The 17,314-nt window shown below is 72.0% G+C and carries 16 protein-coding genes; 7 read left to right on the top strand and 9 right to left on the bottom strand.

Going from position 1 to position 17,314, the window contains the following annotated elements:
• Nucleotides 1-242: 242 nt before the first annotated feature.
• Nucleotides 243-680 carry a redox-sensitive transcriptional activator SoxR gene (soxR, locus tag M3U25_RS09950; protein ID WP_242080790.1) on the bottom strand — a complete coding sequence of 146 codons (438 nt, stop codon included), beginning with the start codon at nucleotides 678-680 and terminating at the stop codon, nucleotides 243-245.
• A gap of 101 nt (nucleotides 681-781) precedes the next feature.
• On the opposite strand from soxR, the gene M3U25_RS09945 reads away from it, so the two are divergent.
• Nucleotides 782-2,167, top strand: coding sequence for an MFS transporter (locus tag M3U25_RS09945; protein ID WP_355497783.1), 1,386 nt, complete (start codon nucleotides 782-784; stop codon nucleotides 2,165-2,167).
• Nucleotides 2,168-2,314: 147 nt separating this feature from the next.
• On the opposite strand, the gene M3U25_RS09940 is transcribed toward M3U25_RS09945, so the two are convergent.
• The gene (locus M3U25_RS09940) at nucleotides 2,315-3,115 is read right to left on the bottom strand and encodes a cobalamin-binding protein (RefSeq protein WP_355498549.1); all 801 of its coding nucleotides are present in this window, start codon (nucleotides 3,113-3,115) and stop codon (nucleotides 2,315-2,317) included.
• Between the two features lie 67 nt (nucleotides 3,116-3,182).
• Nucleotides 3,183-3,782: a pyridoxamine 5'-phosphate oxidase gene (gene pdxH / locus M3U25_RS09935; protein WP_160946412.1), complete on the bottom strand. Its 600-nt coding sequence runs from the start codon at nucleotides 3,780-3,782 to the stop codon at nucleotides 3,183-3,185.
• A gap of 133 nt (nucleotides 3,783-3,915) precedes the next feature.
• Between pdxH and M3U25_RS09930 the strand changes: the two genes are divergently transcribed.
• Together M3U25_RS09930 and aroB are read left to right on the top strand one after the other, a co-directional pair.
• Nucleotides 3,916-4,458: a shikimate kinase gene (locus tag M3U25_RS09930; protein ID WP_017910873.1), complete on the top strand. Its 543-nt coding sequence runs from the start codon at nucleotides 3,916-3,918 to the stop codon at nucleotides 4,456-4,458.
• Entirely contained in the window at nucleotides 4,455-5,564 is a 1,110-nt protein-coding gene (gene aroB, locus M3U25_RS09925; protein WP_355497787.1) for a 3-dehydroquinate synthase, read from the top strand. Before M3U25_RS09930 ends, aroB begins: the two co-directional genes overlap by 4 nt.
• 77 nt (nucleotides 5,565-5,641) lie before the next feature.
• Here the strand turns inward: aroB and M3U25_RS09920 are convergent, their stop codons facing one another.
• The gene (locus M3U25_RS09920) at nucleotides 5,642-6,460 is read right to left on the bottom strand and encodes an AraC family transcriptional regulator (RefSeq protein ID WP_355497790.1); all 819 of its coding nucleotides are present in this window, start codon (nucleotides 6,458-6,460) and stop codon (nucleotides 5,642-5,644) included.
• A gap of 111 nt (nucleotides 6,461-6,571) precedes the next feature.
• On the opposite strand from M3U25_RS09920, the gene M3U25_RS09915 reads away from it, so the two are divergent.
• Entirely contained in the window at nucleotides 6,572-7,597 is a 1,026-nt protein-coding gene (locus M3U25_RS09915; RefSeq protein WP_355497793.1) for an alpha/beta hydrolase, read from the top strand.
• A 68-nt stretch (nucleotides 7,598-7,665) separates the two neighbouring features.
• Here M3U25_RS09915 and M3U25_RS09910 read toward each other — a convergent pair whose 3' ends face one another.
• The 5 genes from M3U25_RS09910 to M3U25_RS09890 form a co-directional block, all read right to left on the bottom strand.
• The gene (locus tag M3U25_RS09910; protein WP_355497796.1) at nucleotides 7,666-9,108 is read right to left on the bottom strand and encodes an efflux transporter outer membrane subunit; all 1,443 of its coding nucleotides are present in this window, start codon (nucleotides 9,106-9,108) and stop codon (nucleotides 7,666-7,668) included.
• Entirely contained in the window at nucleotides 9,108-12,308 is a 3,201-nt protein-coding gene (locus M3U25_RS09905) for an efflux RND transporter permease subunit (protein WP_355497799.1), read from the bottom strand. The genes M3U25_RS09910 and M3U25_RS09905 overlap by 1 nt, the downstream gene beginning before the upstream one ends.
• On the bottom strand, nucleotides 12,305-13,519 hold the full coding sequence (locus tag M3U25_RS09900; RefSeq protein ID WP_355497802.1) for an efflux RND transporter periplasmic adaptor subunit: 1,215 nt from the start codon (nucleotides 13,517-13,519) through the stop codon (nucleotides 12,305-12,307). The genes M3U25_RS09905 and M3U25_RS09900 overlap by 4 nt, the downstream gene beginning before the upstream one ends.
• Nucleotides 13,520-13,853: 334 nt before the next feature.
• On the bottom strand, nucleotides 13,854-14,177 hold the full coding sequence (locus M3U25_RS09895) for a cupin (protein WP_242159436.1): 324 nt from the start codon (nucleotides 14,175-14,177) through the stop codon (nucleotides 13,854-13,856).
• Nucleotides 14,174-14,797 carry a cysteine hydrolase family protein gene (locus M3U25_RS09890; protein WP_355497806.1) on the bottom strand — a complete coding sequence of 208 codons (624 nt, stop codon included), beginning with the start codon at nucleotides 14,795-14,797 and terminating at the stop codon, nucleotides 14,174-14,176. The genes M3U25_RS09895 and M3U25_RS09890 overlap by 4 nt, the downstream gene beginning before the upstream one ends.
• 92 nt (nucleotides 14,798-14,889) lie before the next feature.
• Between M3U25_RS09890 and M3U25_RS09885 the strand changes: the two genes are divergently transcribed.
• The 3 genes from M3U25_RS09885 (at nucleotide 14,890) to hemE (ending at nucleotide 17,242) form a co-directional block, all read left to right on the top strand.
• Nucleotides 14,890-15,843, top strand: a complete 954-nt coding sequence (locus M3U25_RS09885; RefSeq protein WP_355497809.1) for a helix-turn-helix domain-containing protein — start codon at nucleotides 14,890-14,892, stop codon at nucleotides 15,841-15,843.
• 66 nt (nucleotides 15,844-15,909) lie between these two features.
• Nucleotides 15,910-16,164: a WGR domain-containing protein gene (locus M3U25_RS09880; protein ID WP_355497812.1), complete on the top strand. Its 255-nt coding sequence runs from the start codon at nucleotides 15,910-15,912 to the stop codon at nucleotides 16,162-16,164.
• Nucleotides 16,165-16,174: 10 nt separating this feature from the next.
• Nucleotides 16,175-17,242, top strand: a complete 1,068-nt coding sequence (hemE, locus tag M3U25_RS09875) for a uroporphyrinogen decarboxylase (protein WP_355497815.1) — start codon at nucleotides 16,175-16,177, stop codon at nucleotides 17,240-17,242.
• The last annotated feature ends 72 nt before the right edge of the window (nucleotides 17,243-17,314 follow it).

Genomic DNA, 17,314 nt, shown 5'->3' with positions numbered 1-17,314 from the left:
CACAAGCGGCAGCGCCGCGACATCCACCTGTACCGCGTCGGGACTGAAGTCCCTCCCACACCACTCGACCCCACATTGCGTCGCCGTCGCGTCTCGTAGGAGCGGCTCTTGTCCCCGGTTTTGGATCAGCCGCGACCGGGCGTGACCGGGAAAGCCCCGTCGCGGCTGACGCCGCTCCTACGCAGGCCAGACCTGGCGACCGCACCGACACCACACGTGGTTGCCGCGCGCAGACGCGCCGCTCAGTCCTCTGCCCAGCGCTGCGGGCCATCACCGTGCGCGGCGAGAGTATCGGCCGGGTTGCTCAGCCGGCAGCGGCGCAGCGACAGGCAGCCGCAGCCGATGCAGTCGGTGAGCTGGTGGCGTAGGCGAGTGAGCTGCAGGATGCGCGCGTCCAGTTCCTCGCGCCAGGCCGCCGACATCCGCGCCCATTCGGCACGGGTCGGCGTGCGCGCGTCGGGCAGCTGTGCGAAGGCGGCCTTGACACTGTCCAGCGGCACGCCGACGCGTTGCGCCACGCGGATCACCGCCAGCCGGCGCAGCACGTCGCGGGTGTAGCGGCGCTGGTTGCCGGCGGTGCGTGCGCTGCGGATCAGGCCCTTGCTCTCGTAGAAATGCAGCGCCGACACCGCCACGCCGCTGCGCGCGGCAACCTGCCCCACGCTCAGTTCCTCCTGCATCGCTTGACCTCGAGTCCGGTTGAGGTTGCATGCTGCATGGCCTGCAGGCGCCGATGCAAGTCGCCACCGGCAGCCGTCCATCCGCTTTCCCAGGTATCCCGATGCAAGACCACGCCACCGCCGCCGATGTCCCGCCCGCCCCCGCCGCTGCCGGCTCCGTGCTGGCGCCGGCCTATCGCGCCACGACCATCGGGATGGTCGCGCTGGTCTCGCTGATCGCCTTCGAGGCGCTGGCGGTGGCCGCGGCGATGCCGACCGTGGCCCGCGAACTGGACGGCCTGCGGCTGTATGCGCTGGCCTTCGGCGGGACCCTGGCCACCAGCGTGATCGGCATGACCGTGGCCGGGCGCTGGAGCGACCTGCACGGGCCGGCGGCGCCGCTGTGGGCCGGGCTGGCCTGCTTCGTGTGCGGCCTGCTGCTGGCCGGCTTCGCTCCGTCGATGACGCTGCTGCTGGCCGGTCGATTGGTGCAAGGCCTGGGCGCCGGCGCGATCTCGGTGGTGCTGTACGTGCTGGTCGCGCGGCTGTATCCGCAGACGATCCGCCCGCGCATGTTCGCCGCGTTCTCCGCCGGCTGGGTGGTGCCGTCGCTGATCGGCCCCAGCATCAGCGGGCTGATCGTCGAGCACGTCGGCTGGCGCTGGGTGTTCCTGGCGGTGCCGCTGCTGGCGCTACCCGCGGCAGCACTGCTGTGGCCGGCGTTGCGGCGCCTGCCGCCCGCCGCGAGCGCGGACGGCGCCAGCGGCGCGTCGCGGCTGTGGTCGCTGGGCGCGGCGGCCGGTGTCTGCCTGCTGTACCTGGGCGGCCAGCAGCGCGGCCTGTGGGCGGCGCTGCTGCTGCCAGCCGCATTGGCGCTGCTGGTGCTGTGCACCTGGCGGCTGCTGCCTGCTGGCACGTTACGTGCCGCACGCGGCCTGCCCAGCGTGATCGCGCTGCGCGGCATCGCCGGGTCGGCATTCTTCGGCTGCGAGGCGTTCCTGCCGCTGCTGCTGTCGCGCGAACGCGGGCTGTCGCCGGTGTGGGCGGGCGTGGCGCTGAGCGCCGGCGCGCTGGGCTGGTTCGCCGGCTCCTGGTACCAGGGCCACTACGGCCGCGACGCCACCCGCCTGCGGCGGCTGCGGCTGGGCTGCACGCTGATGGCGCTGGGCATCGCGGCCACGACGCTGGCGCTGCTGCCGGCGGTGCCGGCGGTGCTGGCGATCGGCGGCTGGACCGCCACCGGCCTGGGCATGGGCCTGATCTACCCGACCCTGGCGGTGCTGACCCTGACCCTGTCGCCGCCGGCGCGGCAGGGCCGCAACAGTTCGGCGCTGCAGTTGAGCGAGGCGATCGCGGTGGCGACCACGCTGGCGATCGGCGGCTCGCTGTTCGCCGCGCTGCTGGCGTATTCGGCGGCCGCGGCCTATCTGTCGACGTTCGCCGTGGCCGCGCTCATGGCCCTGCTCGGCCTGGGCATCGCCGGCCGTACCCAGCCTGCGTCCGGCTGACGGAATCGCCGCGTCTGGCGCCTGCCGCGGCGTGGTGGCGTGCGCGACAAGAAGGATCGCGGAAGCGGCGATCGTCCATGGCCGCACGATGACGCGGCCATGGATGCGCGTTGCGCCCGTTCGGCTGGTGGCCTGGCAGGCGCGCGCCTAGCGCGCGCCCACGCCCTTGGCCCAGGCCTGGATGATGTCGGCGATGGCGCGCACGCCGTCGGTGAGCGCGGCCGGCCCCGGCTGCAGGATCAGCGGCGACTTGATCTCGAACAGTTGCCCGTCGCGCACCGCCGGAATCGCCGCCCAGCCCGGCCGCGCGGCGACGCGCTCGGGGCGGAAGCGCTTGCCGCACCAGGAGCCGAGGATGATGTCCGGCGCACGCCGCACCACCTCGTCGCCATTGGCGAGGATCCGCGCCTTGGCCAGCGGCTGCACCGACAGTTCCGGGAACACGTCGTCGCCGCCAGCGATGCCCACCAGTTCGGCCACCCAGCGGATGCCGGTGATGATGGGCTCGTCCCATTCCTCCAGGTACACCCGCGGCCGGCGCGGCAAGGTGGCGGCCTGCGCGGCGATGGCGTCGAGGCCGCGCTGCAGCTCGTCGGCGTAGGCGTCAGCGCGCGGTCCGGCGCCGACCAGCGCGCCGAGCCGGCGCACGTAGTCGAGGATGCCGTCGACGCTGCGGTGGTTGGCGATCCAGACCTCCATGCCGTGCCGCACCAGTTCGGCGGCGATGTCGGCCTGGATGTCGGAGAAGCCGATCGCCAGGTCCGGCTGCAGCTTCAGGATCTCGCCGATCTTGGCGCTGGTGAAGGCGCTGACCTTGGGTTTGTCGCGGCGCGCCTGCGGCGGGCGCACGGTGAAGCCGCTGATGCCGACGATGCGCTGCTGCTCGCCGAGCGCGTACAGCGTTTCGGTCGGCTCTTCGGTCAGGCAGACGATGCGCTGCGGGCCCATGCTCACCGCGCCTCGCGCGGACACGCGTTGACAGCGGCGGCGACGCGGCAGGCCGGGCCGGCACCCCTCACGGGAACAGCATCCGCTTGCTCCAGTGGCCGGCGGCGTCGGCTTCGTAGCGCCAGCGCTCGTGCAGGCGGTACTTGGCGCCGTACCAGAACTCGACACTGCGCGGCACCACGCGGAACCCGCCCCAGCCGTCCGGGCGCGGCACCTCGCGGCCCTCGAAGGTGGCCTCGGCCTTGGCCACGCGCTCCTCGAATTCCTCGCGCGAGGCCAGCGTGCGCGACTGCGCCGAGGCCCAGGCGCCGATCTGGCTCATGCGCGGCCGCGAGGCGAAATAGGCGTCGGCCTCGGCCGCGGCGACCAGTTGCACCTCGCCGTCGATGCGTACCTGCACCCCGTCCTCGCGCATGCGCCGCCACAGGAACAGCAGCGAGGCCTGCGGATTGGCCTGCAGCTCGCGGCCCTTCTGGCTGTCCAGGTGGGTGTAGAACACGAACCCGCGCGCGTCGTAGGCCTTCAGCAGCACCACCCGCGACGACGGACGCGCCTCCAGCGTGGCCGAGGACACGACCATGGCGTTGTATTCGGCCTCATCGCTGGTGCGCGCCTCGGCGAACAGGTCGGCGAACGTGGACAGGGCTTCGGCGTAGAGATCGGGCATGGCGACAGGCACTCGGCGGACGATGCGCCATTGTCGCGCCATGCACCGCGCGACGCACGCCTCGCCGCGCGGCGCCCGCCCGAGGGGTCTGCGCGGCGCGCGAGGCGGCACCGGTCTCTGCTAGCATCGGCGGATGAATCCCGCCCCCAACCTGGTGCTGGTCGGCCCGATGGGTGCCGGCAAGAGCGTCATCGGCCGCCGCCTGGCCGAGCGCTTCGGCCTGGTCTTCGTCGACAGCGACCAGACCATCGTCGAGCGCACCGGCGCCAGCATCGCCTCGCTGTTCGAGCACGCCGGCGAAGCCGGCTTCCGCGAGCACGAGCGCGCGGTGCTGGAAAGCATCCTGAGCACGCCTGGCCACCTGATCTCCACCGGCGGCGGCGCCGTGCTCAACGCCGACAGCCGCCGCGAGATGCGCGAACACGGCTTCGTGGTGTACCTGCGGGTCGGCGTGGCCGCGCAACTGCAGCGGCTGCACCGCGATCGCAGCCGTCCGCTGCTGCAGCGCGGCGACCGCGAGCAGGTGCTGCGCGACCTGCATGCGGTGCGCGAACCGCTGTACCGCGAGGTCGCCGACCTGATCCTGGACACCGACCACTTCACCCCGGCCGAAGCCACCGCACAGCTGGTCGTGCGCCTGGCCGCGTCGTGGAAACTTCCGGAACCCACTGCATGACGGCAGCATCGCGCACGGTCGAGGTCGCTGGCGACCCGGCCTACACCATCCGCATCGGCCCCGGCCTGCTCGACGACGGCACCGCCCTCGCCACCCACGTGCGCGGACGCCACGTCCTGCTGCTCAGCGACAGCCAGGTGGCGCCGCTGTATGCCGCGCAGGTCCGCGACGCGCTGCTGGCGGCGCGCCCCGAATTGCAGATCGGCGACTTCGTGATCCCCGCCGGCGAGGCCTCCAAGACCCTGGACCACTTCGCCGCGGCGATCGCCGCGCTGGCCGCCCTGGGCGCCACCCGCGACGCCTGCGTGCTGGCGCTGGGCGGCGGCGTGGTCGGCGACCTGGCCGGCTTCGCCGCCGCCTGCTGGATGCGCGGCGTGGATTGCGTGCAACTGCCGACCACGCTGCTGGCGATGGTCGACTCCTCGGTCGGCGGCAAGACCGCGGTGGACATCCCACAGGGCAAGAACCTGGTCGGCGCGTTCCATCCGCCGCGCGCAGTGCTGGCCGACACCGCCACGCTGCGCAGCCTGCCGCCGCGCGAACTGCGCGCCGGGCTGGCCGAGGTGATCAAGTACGGCGCCATCCGCGACCCGCTGTTCTTCGAATGGCTGCATGCCGAGCGGCGCGCGCTGCTGGCCGGCGAGCCGGCGGCGCTGGCGCAGGCCATCGCGCGCAGCTGCGAGCACAAGGCCGAGATCGTCGCCCGCGATCCGCTGGAGAAGGGCGAGCGCGCCCTGCTCAACCTCGGCCACACCTTCGGCCACGCCATCGAGACCGAACAGGGCTACGGCGCCCCGGACAACGCCAACCTCAACCACGGCGAAGCGGTGGCGGTGGGCATGGTGCTGGCTGCCGAACTGTCGGCCCGGCTGGGCATGGCCAGCGCGCAGGACACGGAGAAACTGCGCGCGCTGCTGCAGGACTTCGGCCTGCCGACCGCGCTGCCGGCGGGGCTGGCGCCGGAGGCGCTGCTGGCGCGCATGCGCCTGGACAAGAAGAACCTGGCCGGTCGCCTGCGGCTGGTGCTGTGGCGCGGCATCGGCCACGCCGAGATCGTGCCCGACGTGGACGAGGCCGAGGTGCTGGCGGTACTGGCCGCCGGCTGAGCCGGCGCAGCGCTTACGCAGCAGTCGCCCGCGCGCGCCGGTGGCGCTGGCGCGCCTGCACACGCCCCCAGCCGCACTCAGCGTGCCTGCCGCCACGCGCGCGGGGTCTGCCCGACCTGCGCCTTGAACACGCGCGACACCGCGGCCTCGCTGCCGTAACCCACCTCGTCGGCAAGCTGCTTCAGCGGCCGTCCTTCGCGCAGGCCGCGCTGCACCAGGGCAATGCGCCAGTCCTGCAGGTACTGGCCCGGCGTGCAGCCGAGGGTCTCGCGAAAACTGCGCGCGAACGCACTGCGCGACATGCCGGCACGGGCGGCCAGGCTCTCCAGCGTCCACGGCTGCGCCGGGGCGTCGTGGATGCTGGTCAACGCCAGCCGCAGCCGCGCATCGGCCATCCCGGCGAGCATGCCGCCATCGGTAAGCCCCTGCTCCATCAGTTCGCGGATCACGTGCACCAGCACCACCTCGAACAGGCGATTCAACACCGCCTGGCGCCCGCAATGCTGGGCGAACGCTTCCTCGAACAGCAGGTGCAGCAGCGTCTCACCCTGGCGCAGCGCGTCCAGCGGCAGGCAGATGCAGGCCGGCAAGGCGCGCACCAGCGGATTGGCCGCGCCGCCGCTGAAGCGCAAATGCGCGCAGGCGAAATCCGCGCCGCGCTGCGCATCGGTCTCGAAGCGGTGCGGCATGGCCTGCGGGTACAGCAGCAGGCTGGGCCGGTCGATCCGCAGCACGCTGCCATCGCCGTTGTGGACGACCACGCTGCCCTGGCGCAGCAGATGCAACTGGCCGCGGTCGCCATCGTCGAGCCGGTGCAGGCCGCACAGCGTGCCGGCGTGGAAGACCTCGGCGCTGACCGAGAAGTGGGTCAACAAGGCGGCCAGGCGGTCGGTCACTCAGGACTCCGGGTAAAGTTTCGCGGACGATTCGCCACCCATCGTATCGCCTTGGCGCGCAAAGTCACTCCTGTCGCCGGCACCCTGCCCGGCATGCCACAGGAAACCGCCATGAAGACCCTGCTTCCCTTGCTCGCCACCTCGCTGCTGGCCGGTGCGATCGGCGCCGCCAGCGCCGCAACGCCGGCCGACCAGCCCGCGCCGTTGCGCCCGGTCGCGACGTTCCTCGATGCGCTCAACGGCAGCGGCGGCAAGCCGATCGAGCAGCTCACGCCGGCGCAGGCGCGGCAGGTGCTGCGCGATGCCCAGGCCAATACGCCGTTGCCGCCGGCCGAGGTCAGCCGCACCACCATCCAGGCCGACGGCAAGCCACTGAACCTGGTGATCGTGCGGCCGCCGCACACCGCCGGCCAGGTGTTGCCGGCCTTCATGTTCTTCCACGGCGGCGGCTGGGTGCTGGGCGACTTCCCGACCCACGAACGCCTGATCCGCGACCTGGTCAACGCCTCCGGCGCGGTGGCGGTCTATGTGGACTACACGCCGTCGCCGGAAGCGCAGTATCCGGTCGCCATCCACCAGGCCTACGCCGCCACCCGCTGGGTCGCCGAGCACGGCGCGCAGATCGGCGTGGACGGCCAGCGCCTGGCGCTGGCCGGCAACAGCGTCGGCGGCAACATGGTCGCGGCCGTGGCGCTGCAGGCCAAGGCCGCGGGGACGCCGGCGCTGCGCTACGACCTGATGCTGTGGCCGGTGACCGACGCCCGCTTCGACGATGGCTCGTACCAGCAGTTCCAGAGCGGCTACTTCCTCACCCGCAACATGATGACCTGGTTCTGGGACAACTACACCACCGACCCCAAGGCCCGTGCCGAGATCACCGCCTCGCCGCTGCGCGCCACCCCGGCGCAACTGGCCGGCCTGCCGCCGACGCTGATCCAGACCGCCGAACTGGACGTGCTGCGCGACGAGGGCGAAGCCTTCGGCCGCAAGCTGGACCAGGCCGGAGTGACGGTCACGGTGACCCGCTACAACGGGCTGATCCACGATTTCGGCCTGCTCAATGCCCTGCGCGACGTGCCCGCGGTGCGGACCGCCATCCAGCAGGCGGGCGACGGCCTGCGCGAGCACCTGAAGTAAGCGCACCACCGGCGGCACGCCATGCAGCGTCCCGGCTGCAGCGTCCCGCCAACCCGCGCCCCGCGCACTCAGGGCTGGGCGCGCTCCAGCGACGCATCCCCGCCCAGGGTGCGATACAGCGTCACCCGATTGGTGGCCGCGGTCAGTTCCACCGCGACCAGGCTGCGCTGCGCGGCGTAGTAGCTGCGCTGCGCATCCAGGTTGGACAGCGCGCTCTCCACGCCGACGCGGTAGCGCTGCGCGCTGGCATCGTAGGTATTGGCGGCATCGGCGAGCAGAGCGTGCTGCGCGCGCAACTGCGCATCGATGGTGCCGCGCCGGGCCAGGGCATCGGCCACTTCGCCGAAGGCGGTCTGCAAGGACTTCTCGTAGCTGGCCACGGCAGCGTCGCGCTGCGCCTCGGTGTAGCGCACGTTGGCACGCGCCGCGCCGCCATCGAACAAGGTGTAGGCGGCGCTAGCACCCAACAAGCCGTTGAAGGCGTCATGGGTGAACAGGTCCGACAGCGCCGTGCTGGTCAGCCCCAACAGGCCACTCAGGCTGATGCGCGGAAACAGCGCGGCGCGGGCGGCGCCGATCTCGGCATTGACCGCGCGCAGTTCGTACTCGGCCTGCACCACGTCGGGCCGGCGCAGCAGGATGGCCGTATCCAGGCCGGCCGGCGGATCGCCGATGCGCGCCGCGGCCTCCTCGATCGAGGCCGGCAGCAGTGCCGGATCGACCGGAGCGCCCACCAGCAACTGCAGCGCATTGACGTCCTGCGCCATCGCCGTGGTTTGCGCGGCCAGGTCGGCCTGCGCGGCATGCAGCACCTGGTTGGCCTGGTCCAGCGCCGAATGCGGCACGATGCCGCCGTCCACGCGCTGTGCGGTCAGCGCCACGCTGGCGCCGGCACTGCGCACGGTGTCCTGCGCGATCGTCAGCAGGCTGCGGTCGCTGGCATAGGTCAGCCAGGCCGTGGCGATGTCGCCGACCAGGGTCAGGCGGGTGGCGCGTGCCGCCGCCTCCTGTTCCAGGTAGCGCTGCTGCGCGGCCGCGGTCATCGCATGCAGCCGGCCGAACAGATCGAGTTCGAAGGCGGTGACGCCCAGGCCCAGGTCGTAGCTGCTCGCATAGCCCGCCGCTGGCGCGGCCGCGGTGGTGCCGCCCTGCGCCCCGTCGGCCGGGGCCGCGCCCTTGCCGTGGTAGGAACGCGCATAGGTCGCGCTGGCGCCGACCTCCGGCAGCAACGCGGCGCGCTGGATCCGGTACTGCGCCCGCGCCTGGGCGATAGCGGCGAGGGCGATCCGCAGATCGCGGTTGTGGTCCAGCGCCTGCGCGATCAGCGCCTGCAGCCGCGGGTCGCCGAACACCTGACGGTAGCCCAGCGACGGCAGCGTGGCCTCGTGTTGCGCCAGGTAGGCATCGCCGACCGGCCACGACGGCGGGATCGGCGCAGCGGGCCGCACATAGGCCGGCGTCAGGCTGCACGCCGACAGCAGGCACGCGGCGCCTAGCACGAGCGCGCGCATCAGGCCGGCTCCGGCCGCGTCGGCGCAGACGGTGGCGCCGCGCCGTCGCGGCGCGCGCGGCGGCGCGCCAGCCATTCGGCCATCGCGATGTGGAAGGCCGGGGTCAGGTACAGGGTCAGCGCCTGCGAGAACAGCAGGCCGCCGACCACCGCGATGCCGAGCGGGCGGCGCGCCTCGGCGCCGGCGCCGACGCCCAGCGCGATCGGCAACGACCCCAGCACTGCCGCCAGCGTGGTCATCATGATCGGGCGGAAGCGCACCGTCGCCGCTTCCAGCATCGCCGCACGCGGCTGTTTCCAGCGTTCCTCGCCCGAGCGCTCCAGGTCCAGCGCGTAGTCCACCATCATGATGCCGTTCTTCTTGACCAGCCCGACCAGCAGGATCAGGCCGACGAAGCTGAAGAGATTGAGCTCCTGGCGGAACAGCACCAGCATGAGGATGGCGCCGAACCCCGCCAGCGGCAGCGAGGTCAGGATGGTGATCGGATGCAGCGCGTTCTCGTACAGGATCGCCAGCACGCCGTAGATCAGCAGCACGGTGATCAGCAGCAGCATCGGCAGCGTCTTCATCGAATTCTCGAAGGCCTGCGCCGAACCGGCGAACTGGCCGCTGATGGCGCGGGCGTCGCCCTTGCCCAGGGTCTGCGCCATCAGGTTGCCGATGCCGGCGGCGGCATCGCCCAGCGACACGCCCGGCGCCAGGTTCATCGACAAGGTCACCGCCGGCAAGCCGGCGTAATGGTTGATCGCCACCGGCCCCACGCCCATGCGCACGTCGGCCACCGCGCGCAGCGGCACCATCGGCCCGCCGGCCGCGGTCAGCACCGCGCTGGTGCCGGAACTGCTGTTGGAGGTCTGCGTGCCGATCGCGGTGATGCCCGGGTTCTGGTTGCCGTTGAACGACAGCGCATCCAGGCCGTTGAGGTCGGCCTGTGCCGCGGGGTCGACCTGCAGCAGCACCTCGTATTGGTCGGTGTCGCCGTAGATGGTGCTGATCTTGCGGCCGCCGTAGGCGCTGGCCAGGGTGTCCTGCAGGCCGGCGGCAGTGACGCCCAGCGCGGCCGCCTGCTCGCGGTGCAGCACCACCTCGATCTCCGGGTTCTTGAGCTGCAGGTCGCTCTGCGGATCCTGCACGTCGCGCAGTTGCCGCAGGCGTTGCAGGATGGTGTCGGACTGGGCGTACAGCGCCTTCTGGTCGGTGGACTGCAGCACGTACTGCAGCGAGCCGTTCGAGGCCGTCGGCCCCATGTCGATCGCCGGCGGATTGCGCATGTTGAGGGTGATGCCCTGGATCGCGGCGACCTGCTTGCGCACGTCCTGGATCACCTCCTCGGCGCTGCCGCTGCGCTCGGACAGCGGCTTGAGCCCGATCAGCAGGCGCCCGCTGTTGCTGAGCGAATTGTCCGAACCGATCACCGATTCGACATTGGCCACGTTGGGATTGCGCTGGATGATCTTCACCACCGCCGCCTGCTTGGCGACGAAGTCGGCGAACGCGGTGCCCTCCGGCACGCGGGTGTCGCCGTCGATCTTTCCCGAATCCACCTGCGGGATGAAGCCTTTCTCGACCACCGCGTAGACGCCGGCGGTGCCGACCAGGGTGGCCAGGCCGATGACGCACATCAGGCCGATACGCTCGGTCGCCCAGGCCAGCGAGCGCGCATAGCCGCGTTCGCTGGCGTCGACCAGCCGGTCGAAGCGCTCGAACACCCAGCCCGTGCTCTTCCTCGGGTCGAGCCAGCGGCTGGCCAGCATCGGCGTGAGGGTCAGCGAGACGATGCCGGACAGGATCACCGCGATCGCGATGACCATGCCGAACTCGGAGAACAGCCGCCCCACCAGCCCGCCCATGAACACGATCGGCAAGAACACCGCCGACAGCGACACCGTCATCGACAGCACGGTGAAGCCGATCTCGCGCGAGGCGGCGATGGCCGCGTCCATGCGGCTGGCGCCCTGCTCGGCATGGCGGACGATGTTCTCGATGACCACGATGGCATCGTCGACCACGAAGCCGACCGACAGCGTCAGCGCCAGCATCGAGATGTTGTCGAGGCTGAAGTGCAGCAGGCGCATCACCGCGAAGGTGCCGATCAGCGAGGTCGGCAGCACCAGCGCCACGATCAGGGTCGCCATCCAGCTGCGCAGGAACAGAAGAATCACCACGATCACCAGCACCAGCGAGCCGACCAGGGTCCATTCCACGTCCTCCACCGAGGCGCCGATGTAGTCGCCGCGGTCGTAGAGCACGTCGAGCTGGGCGTCGCCGGGCAGCTGCGCACGGATTCCCGGCAGCGCCGCCTGGATGCCCTGGGTCACCGACAGCGTGTTGGCGCCGGGCTGGCGGTGGATGTTGATCTCGATCGCGCGCTGGCCGTTGAGCGAGGCGGCGGTCTGCAGGTTCTCGACGCTGTCCTCGGCATGGCCGACGTCGCGCAGGCGCACCGGCGCGCCGTCGGCATAGGTCAGCACCATGGCATCGAAATCGGCCGCGCGCTTGAGCTGGCCGTCGGCGCGCACGGTGTAGGACCGCGCACGCCCCATCAGCGTGCCGGCCGGCGCGTTGCTGTTGCCCGCCTGCACCGCCGAGACCACCTGATCGAAGCCCAGGTGGCGGGCGGCGAGCAGGTGCGGATTGACGAACAGGCGCACCGCGTACTTCTGCGCGCCGTTGACGTCGATCTGGCCGGCACCCGGCACCGAGGCCAGGCGCAGCGCCACGCGATCCTTGGCGAACTGGTTGAGCAGCGGCAGCGCGATGGTTTCGGAGCGCAGGATCAGGTGCATGATCGGTGCGGCGCTGGGATCCTCCTTCTGGATCTGTGCCGGGTTGATCTCGCGCGGCAGCAGCCCCGCCGCCTGCGAGACCGCGTTCTGCACGTCCTGCGCCGCGGCATCGACATTGCGGCTCAAGGCGAACTGCAACACGATGCGGGTGCTGCCCACGCTGCTGGTCGAGCTCATCGTGTCCAGCCCGGGCAGGCCGCTGAACTGCCGCTCCAGCGGCGTCGCCACCGCCGCGGCCATGGTCTCGGGATTGGCGCCGGGCAGCGACATGTTGACGGTGATGGTCGGGAAGCTGACGTCGGGCAGCTCGCTCACCGGCAGCGCAAAGTAGGCCATGGCGCCGGCCAGCATCAGCCCGATCATCAGCACCGAGGTCATCACCGCGCGGTGGATGAACAGCGCCGACAGGTTCACGCAGGCCGTCCCGCCGCCGCTTTCGGCGTGGCGTGCGGGTTGCCGGATTGCACGGCGGTGCCGTCGCGCAGTTCGTTGGGCATCGTGAGGATGACGCGGTCGCCCGCACGCAGGCCCTTGGCGATCACCGCCTGCCCGTCGATCATCCGCGCCACGCTGAGTGGCCGCGCCACGGCGCGCCCACCGACCACGCAGTACACGTACGGCCCCTGCTGTCCCTGCTGCAAGGCGCTCTCGGGCACCGACAGCGCCTGCGGGTCCTCTGCCAGGATCACCCGCACGGTGACGAACTGTCCCGGCCACAGCGTGGCGCCGGCGTTGGCGAAGCGCGCGCGCAGCTCCAGGGTGCCGCTGCTGGTGTCGAAGGCATTGTCGAGAAACGCCAGCTCGCCGCGATCGAGCAGCGTGCCGTTCACCGCATCCAGCGCCAGCACCGGCAGCCCCAGGCCCTGGTGCCCCAGCGGTGCGGCGCGCACGGCATCGACCTGCACATGCGCCAGGGCGAAGCGCACCTCGATCGGCGTGCTGACGTTGAGCGTCACCAGCGCGGTGCTGGACCCGCTGGACACCAAATTGCCCGGCTTGACCGCGATGGCGCCGGCGCGGCCATCGATGGGGGCGCGGACCTGGGTGTAGGCCAGCGACAGCTGCGTCTGCTCGACCTGCGCCTGGTCGGCGGCGACGGTGCCGCGCAGCGAGCGCAGCGTGTCGGCCGCGGTGGTGTAGGTCTTGGGATCGACCGCGCCGGTGCTGGACAGCTTGGCGTAACGCGCCTCGGTGTCGGCCGCATCCGCCGCCAGCGCCTGGTCGCGGGCCAGGGTGGCGCGCGCCTGCGCCAACGCCGCCCGCAGCGGCCGCGGATCGATGGTGAACAGCAATTGCCCGGCGTGGACCTGTTCGCCGTCATGGATCAGCACCGACTGCAGCACCCCGTCGGCCTGCGCGCGCACCTCCACGGTCTGCGGCGACAGCAGGGTGCCGGAGGTCTCGATGATGTCGGGCACCCGGTGCGGTGCGACGGTCATGGTCTGCACGCGCAAGGGTTCGGGCGCCGGCGCGGGCTGCTGGCGGTGCGCGGCCCAGTACCAGCCGCCGAGGATCAGCAGGCACAGCGCGGCCAGTCCGGCGAAGACGGTGATCCGCCCCAGGCCGCGCGCCTTGCGTGGCGTTTGATCAGCGCTCGCGCGCCGCCGTGGCGCGCGCAGCGGCATGACATCGTCGAAGGTGGCAGCAGGCCTCGCGGGATCCCGTCCCGCGCCGACATCAAGGTGCTGTCCAGGGAATCGCCCATCGCTCTGGCTTCGCATGCCGGCCGCGTCCGCACTCGTGGTGAATGGCGATGCCGTGACACCAGGATCTCTGTGCGCACGCAGCGGCATAGCCTGTCCCAATGACGCCAGATCGACAGTGATGGCTCCGTGATAGAACGCACAGCATCAGGTGCGGTGTGCGCCGCGCTGTGCACACGTCATCGACGGACCCACGTCTCCGCCACCGCGTGGGCGAGGACCGCAGCGCGCGCCGGCCAAGAGTGCGCCCGAACGCTCACGGACTGCCGTCGCGCTCCACCACCAGCACCCGCGCCGCGCCCTGCGGGTGCGCCACGTGCTCGGTGCCCTCCGGCGCATGGAACACGTCGCCGGCCTGCAGCAGCGCGGCCTGCTCGACGCCGTGCACGCGCCAGTGCATCTGCACCTGCCCGTCCAGCACCACGAACACCTCCTGGCCATCGTTGACGTGCCAGACATAGGGCTGGTCGGTCCAGTGGATGCGCACGCCGATCCCGTCCAGCAGCGCCACCGGCAGCGCCTCCCAGGCGCGGGTGCCGGTGAAGTCGCGCGCCCGCAGCACCCGCGGCGCGGCGCTCATGCCAGGCCCCGCGCGCGGCGGCTGGACTGCAGCACGTTGTCGCGCGGCAGCGGCCGCCCCGCCTGCACCGCCGCGATCCACTGCGCGGTGTCGGCGACCGCGGCGAAATTGCTGTGGAACACCACGCCGAACACCCGGTGGATCTCCTCGGCGCTGGCCTGGCCGGCGGCGTTGGCGTACGGCAGCGCACCGCTGGCGTCGCCCAGCACTTCCACCGCCAGCCCGCGGTGGAAGGCCTCGTACACGGTGGAGGCGTTGCAGTTGTGGGTCATGTAGCCGGCCACGGTCAGGGTGTCGATCGCCTGTGCCTGCAGCCAGTCGGCCAGGTCAGTCCCGGCGAACACGCTGGGCTTGGTCTTGCGCAGCAGCCGCGTGTGCGGCCGCGCGGCGACCTGCGGGTGCAGGTCCCAGCCGGGGCTGCCGTCGGCGAACACCGGGGACTGCGCCGGCGCGGTGTGCTGCACCACCAGCACCGGCACGCCGTGCGCCTGGGCCGCGTCCATCGCCTGCAGGAGGTTGGGCAACGACTGCGCCACCGGCGGATAGGCGATGGGTAGCGCGCCGTCGAAGTAGGCATTCTGGACATCGATGACCAGCAGGGCGCGGCGGGGAGAGGACATGCGGTGGCTCCGGGGCGAAAGGATCGCCAGTGTCGGCGGGCGCCCGCGGCCCGACGAGTGGCCCGAAACACCGTTTTCGCTAAAATCGGGCCATGTCGCCGCATCGCATCGCCGTGGTCGCCTTCGACCGCATCAGCCCCTTCCACCTCGCGGTGCCCTGCCAGGTGTTCGAGGCGCGGCCCGACACCGGCCTGCCGGCCTTCGACCTGCACGTGTGCGCCGCCGAGCCGGGCCTGCTGCGCACCGATGCCGGCTTCGCCATCCAGGTGCAGCACGGCCTGGACGCGCTGGACGGCGCCGACACGGTGATCGTGCCGTCCTGGCGCGATGCCGCCGAGCCGGCGCCGGCAGCGCTGTGCCAGGCGCTGCGCCGCGCCCATGCCGCCGGCGCGCAGGTGGTGGGCCTGTGCCTGGGCACCTTCGTGCTGGCCGACGCCGGCCTGCTCGACGGCCGCCCCGCCACCACCCACTGGGCGGCGCTGGCGCGCTTCGCGCAGCGCCACCCGCAAGTGCGGCTGCAGCCGGACGTGCTGTACGTGGACGACGGCGACGTGCTGACCTCGGCCGGCACCGTGGCCGGCATCGATTGCTGCCTGCACCTGGTCCGGCGCCGCCACGGCGCCGAGGTCGCCAACCGCATCGCCCGGCGCCTGGTAGTGGCGCCGCACCGCCAGGGCGGGCAGGCGCAGTACGTCGAACAGCCGCTGCCGGCCAATCGCCGCGACGCGCTGCTCGGCCCGACCCTGGACTGGATGCTGCAGCGGCTGGAGCAGCCGCTGCGCCTGGACGCGCTGGCGGCGCACGCGCGGATGAGCCGGCGCAGCTTCACCCGGCAGTTCCGCCAGGTGACCGGGACCACCGTGGTGCAGTGGCTGGCGCACCAGCGCCTGGTCCGCGCCCAGCAGCTGCTGGAGCGCACTGACCTGGCCCTGGAGCGGATCGCCGCCAGCTGCGGCTTCGGCAGCGCCGGCGCGCTGCGCCAGCAGTTCGCGCGCGCCCTGGGCGTGCCGCCCTCGGCCTACCGCCGCGGCTTCCGTGCCGGTTGAGGCCGGCCCGCTGCGTTCCGCCGGCCGCGCCACGTCGCCCACACCGGCACCCGCTACAATCGGCGCATGCGCGTCTTCCTCCAGCAACGCCCCGACGGCAACGAGCCGCCACGCTACCTGCAGTTGACCCTGCAGCCGGACCTGTTCGGCGGCTGGGAGCTGCTGCGCGAAAGCGGCCAGATCGGCGGCCGCGCGCAGCTGCGGCGCGAACTCTACCTGCAGCAGGAAGAAGCCAACGCCGCCTTCGAGAAAGCCCGCGACGCCCAGCTCAAGCGCGGCTTCCAGGTCATGTTCACCCGTGGCGCCGACGCGCCGCGCTAAGGAATCCCCCATGCTCAAGAACGACCGCCTGCTGCGCGCGCTGCGCCGCGAGCCCGTGGACCAGACCCCCGTGTGGCTGATGCGCCAGGCCGGGCGCTACCTGCCCGAGTACCGCGCCACCCGCGCCCGCGCCGGCAGCTTCCTGGCCATGGCCAAGACCCCGGAGCTGGCCTGCGAGGTGACCCTGCAGCCGCTGGCGCGGTTCCCGCTGGACGCGGCGATCCTGTTCTCGGACATCCTCACCATTCCCGATGCGATGGGCCTGGAGCTGTACTTCGTCGAAGGCGAAGGCCCCAAGTTCCGCCACCCCGTGCGCGACGCGGCGGCGATCGCCAAGCTCGGCGTGCCGGACATGGAGACCGAGCTGCGCTACGTGATGGACGCGGTGCGGGTGATCCGCCGCGAACTGGACGGCAGCGTGCCGCTGATCGGCTTCTCCGGCAGCCCCTGGACCCTGGCCTGCTACATGGTCGAGGGCGGCGGCAGCGACAACTATGCGCGGATCAAGGCGCTGGCGCTGAACGATCCGGCCGCGCTGCACGCGCTGCTGTCGGTCAACACCGACGCGGTGATCGCCTACCTGGCGGCGCAGCGCGCGGCCGGCGCGCAGGCGCTGCAGGTGTTCGACACCTGGGGCGGCGTGCTGAGCCCGGCGATGTACCGCGAGTTCTCCCTGCCCTACCTGCAGCGCATCGCCCGCGAACTGGCGCGCGGCGACGGCGCCGAGCGCACCCCGCTGATCCTGTTCGGCAAGGGCAATGCGCCCTACCTGGAAGAACTGGCCGGCTCCGGCGCCGAAGGCGTGGGCGTGGACTGGACCATCGACCTGGCCGACGCCGCGCGCCGCACCGGCGGCCGCGTCGCCCTGCAGGGCAACCTGGACCCGGCGATGCTGTACGGCGCGCCGGAGGCGATCGACCGCGAAGTGCAGCGCGTGCTGCGCAGCTACGCCGACGGCAACGGCGGCTCGCTGGACGGCCACGTGTTCAACCTCGGCCACGGCCTGTCGCCGGACATGCAGCCCGAGCATGTCGGGGCGTTGGTGGCGGCGGTGCAGCGGCATAGTCGGCGTGGTTGAACGCCGGGATTCGGGATTCGGGATTCGGGATTGCAGTCTCGCGCACGGTCGGCGATCTGACCGCGCGCTCGA

Origin of the sequence: Xanthomonas sp. PPL134, assembly GCF_040595915.1 — a bacterium.
Lineage (GTDB): Bacteria > Pseudomonadota > Gammaproteobacteria > Xanthomonadales > Xanthomonadaceae > Xanthomonas_A > Xanthomonas_A indica.
The sequence above is the reverse complement of the archived record's forward strand: the minus strand, read 5'-3'. Positions and strand labels throughout refer to the sequence as shown.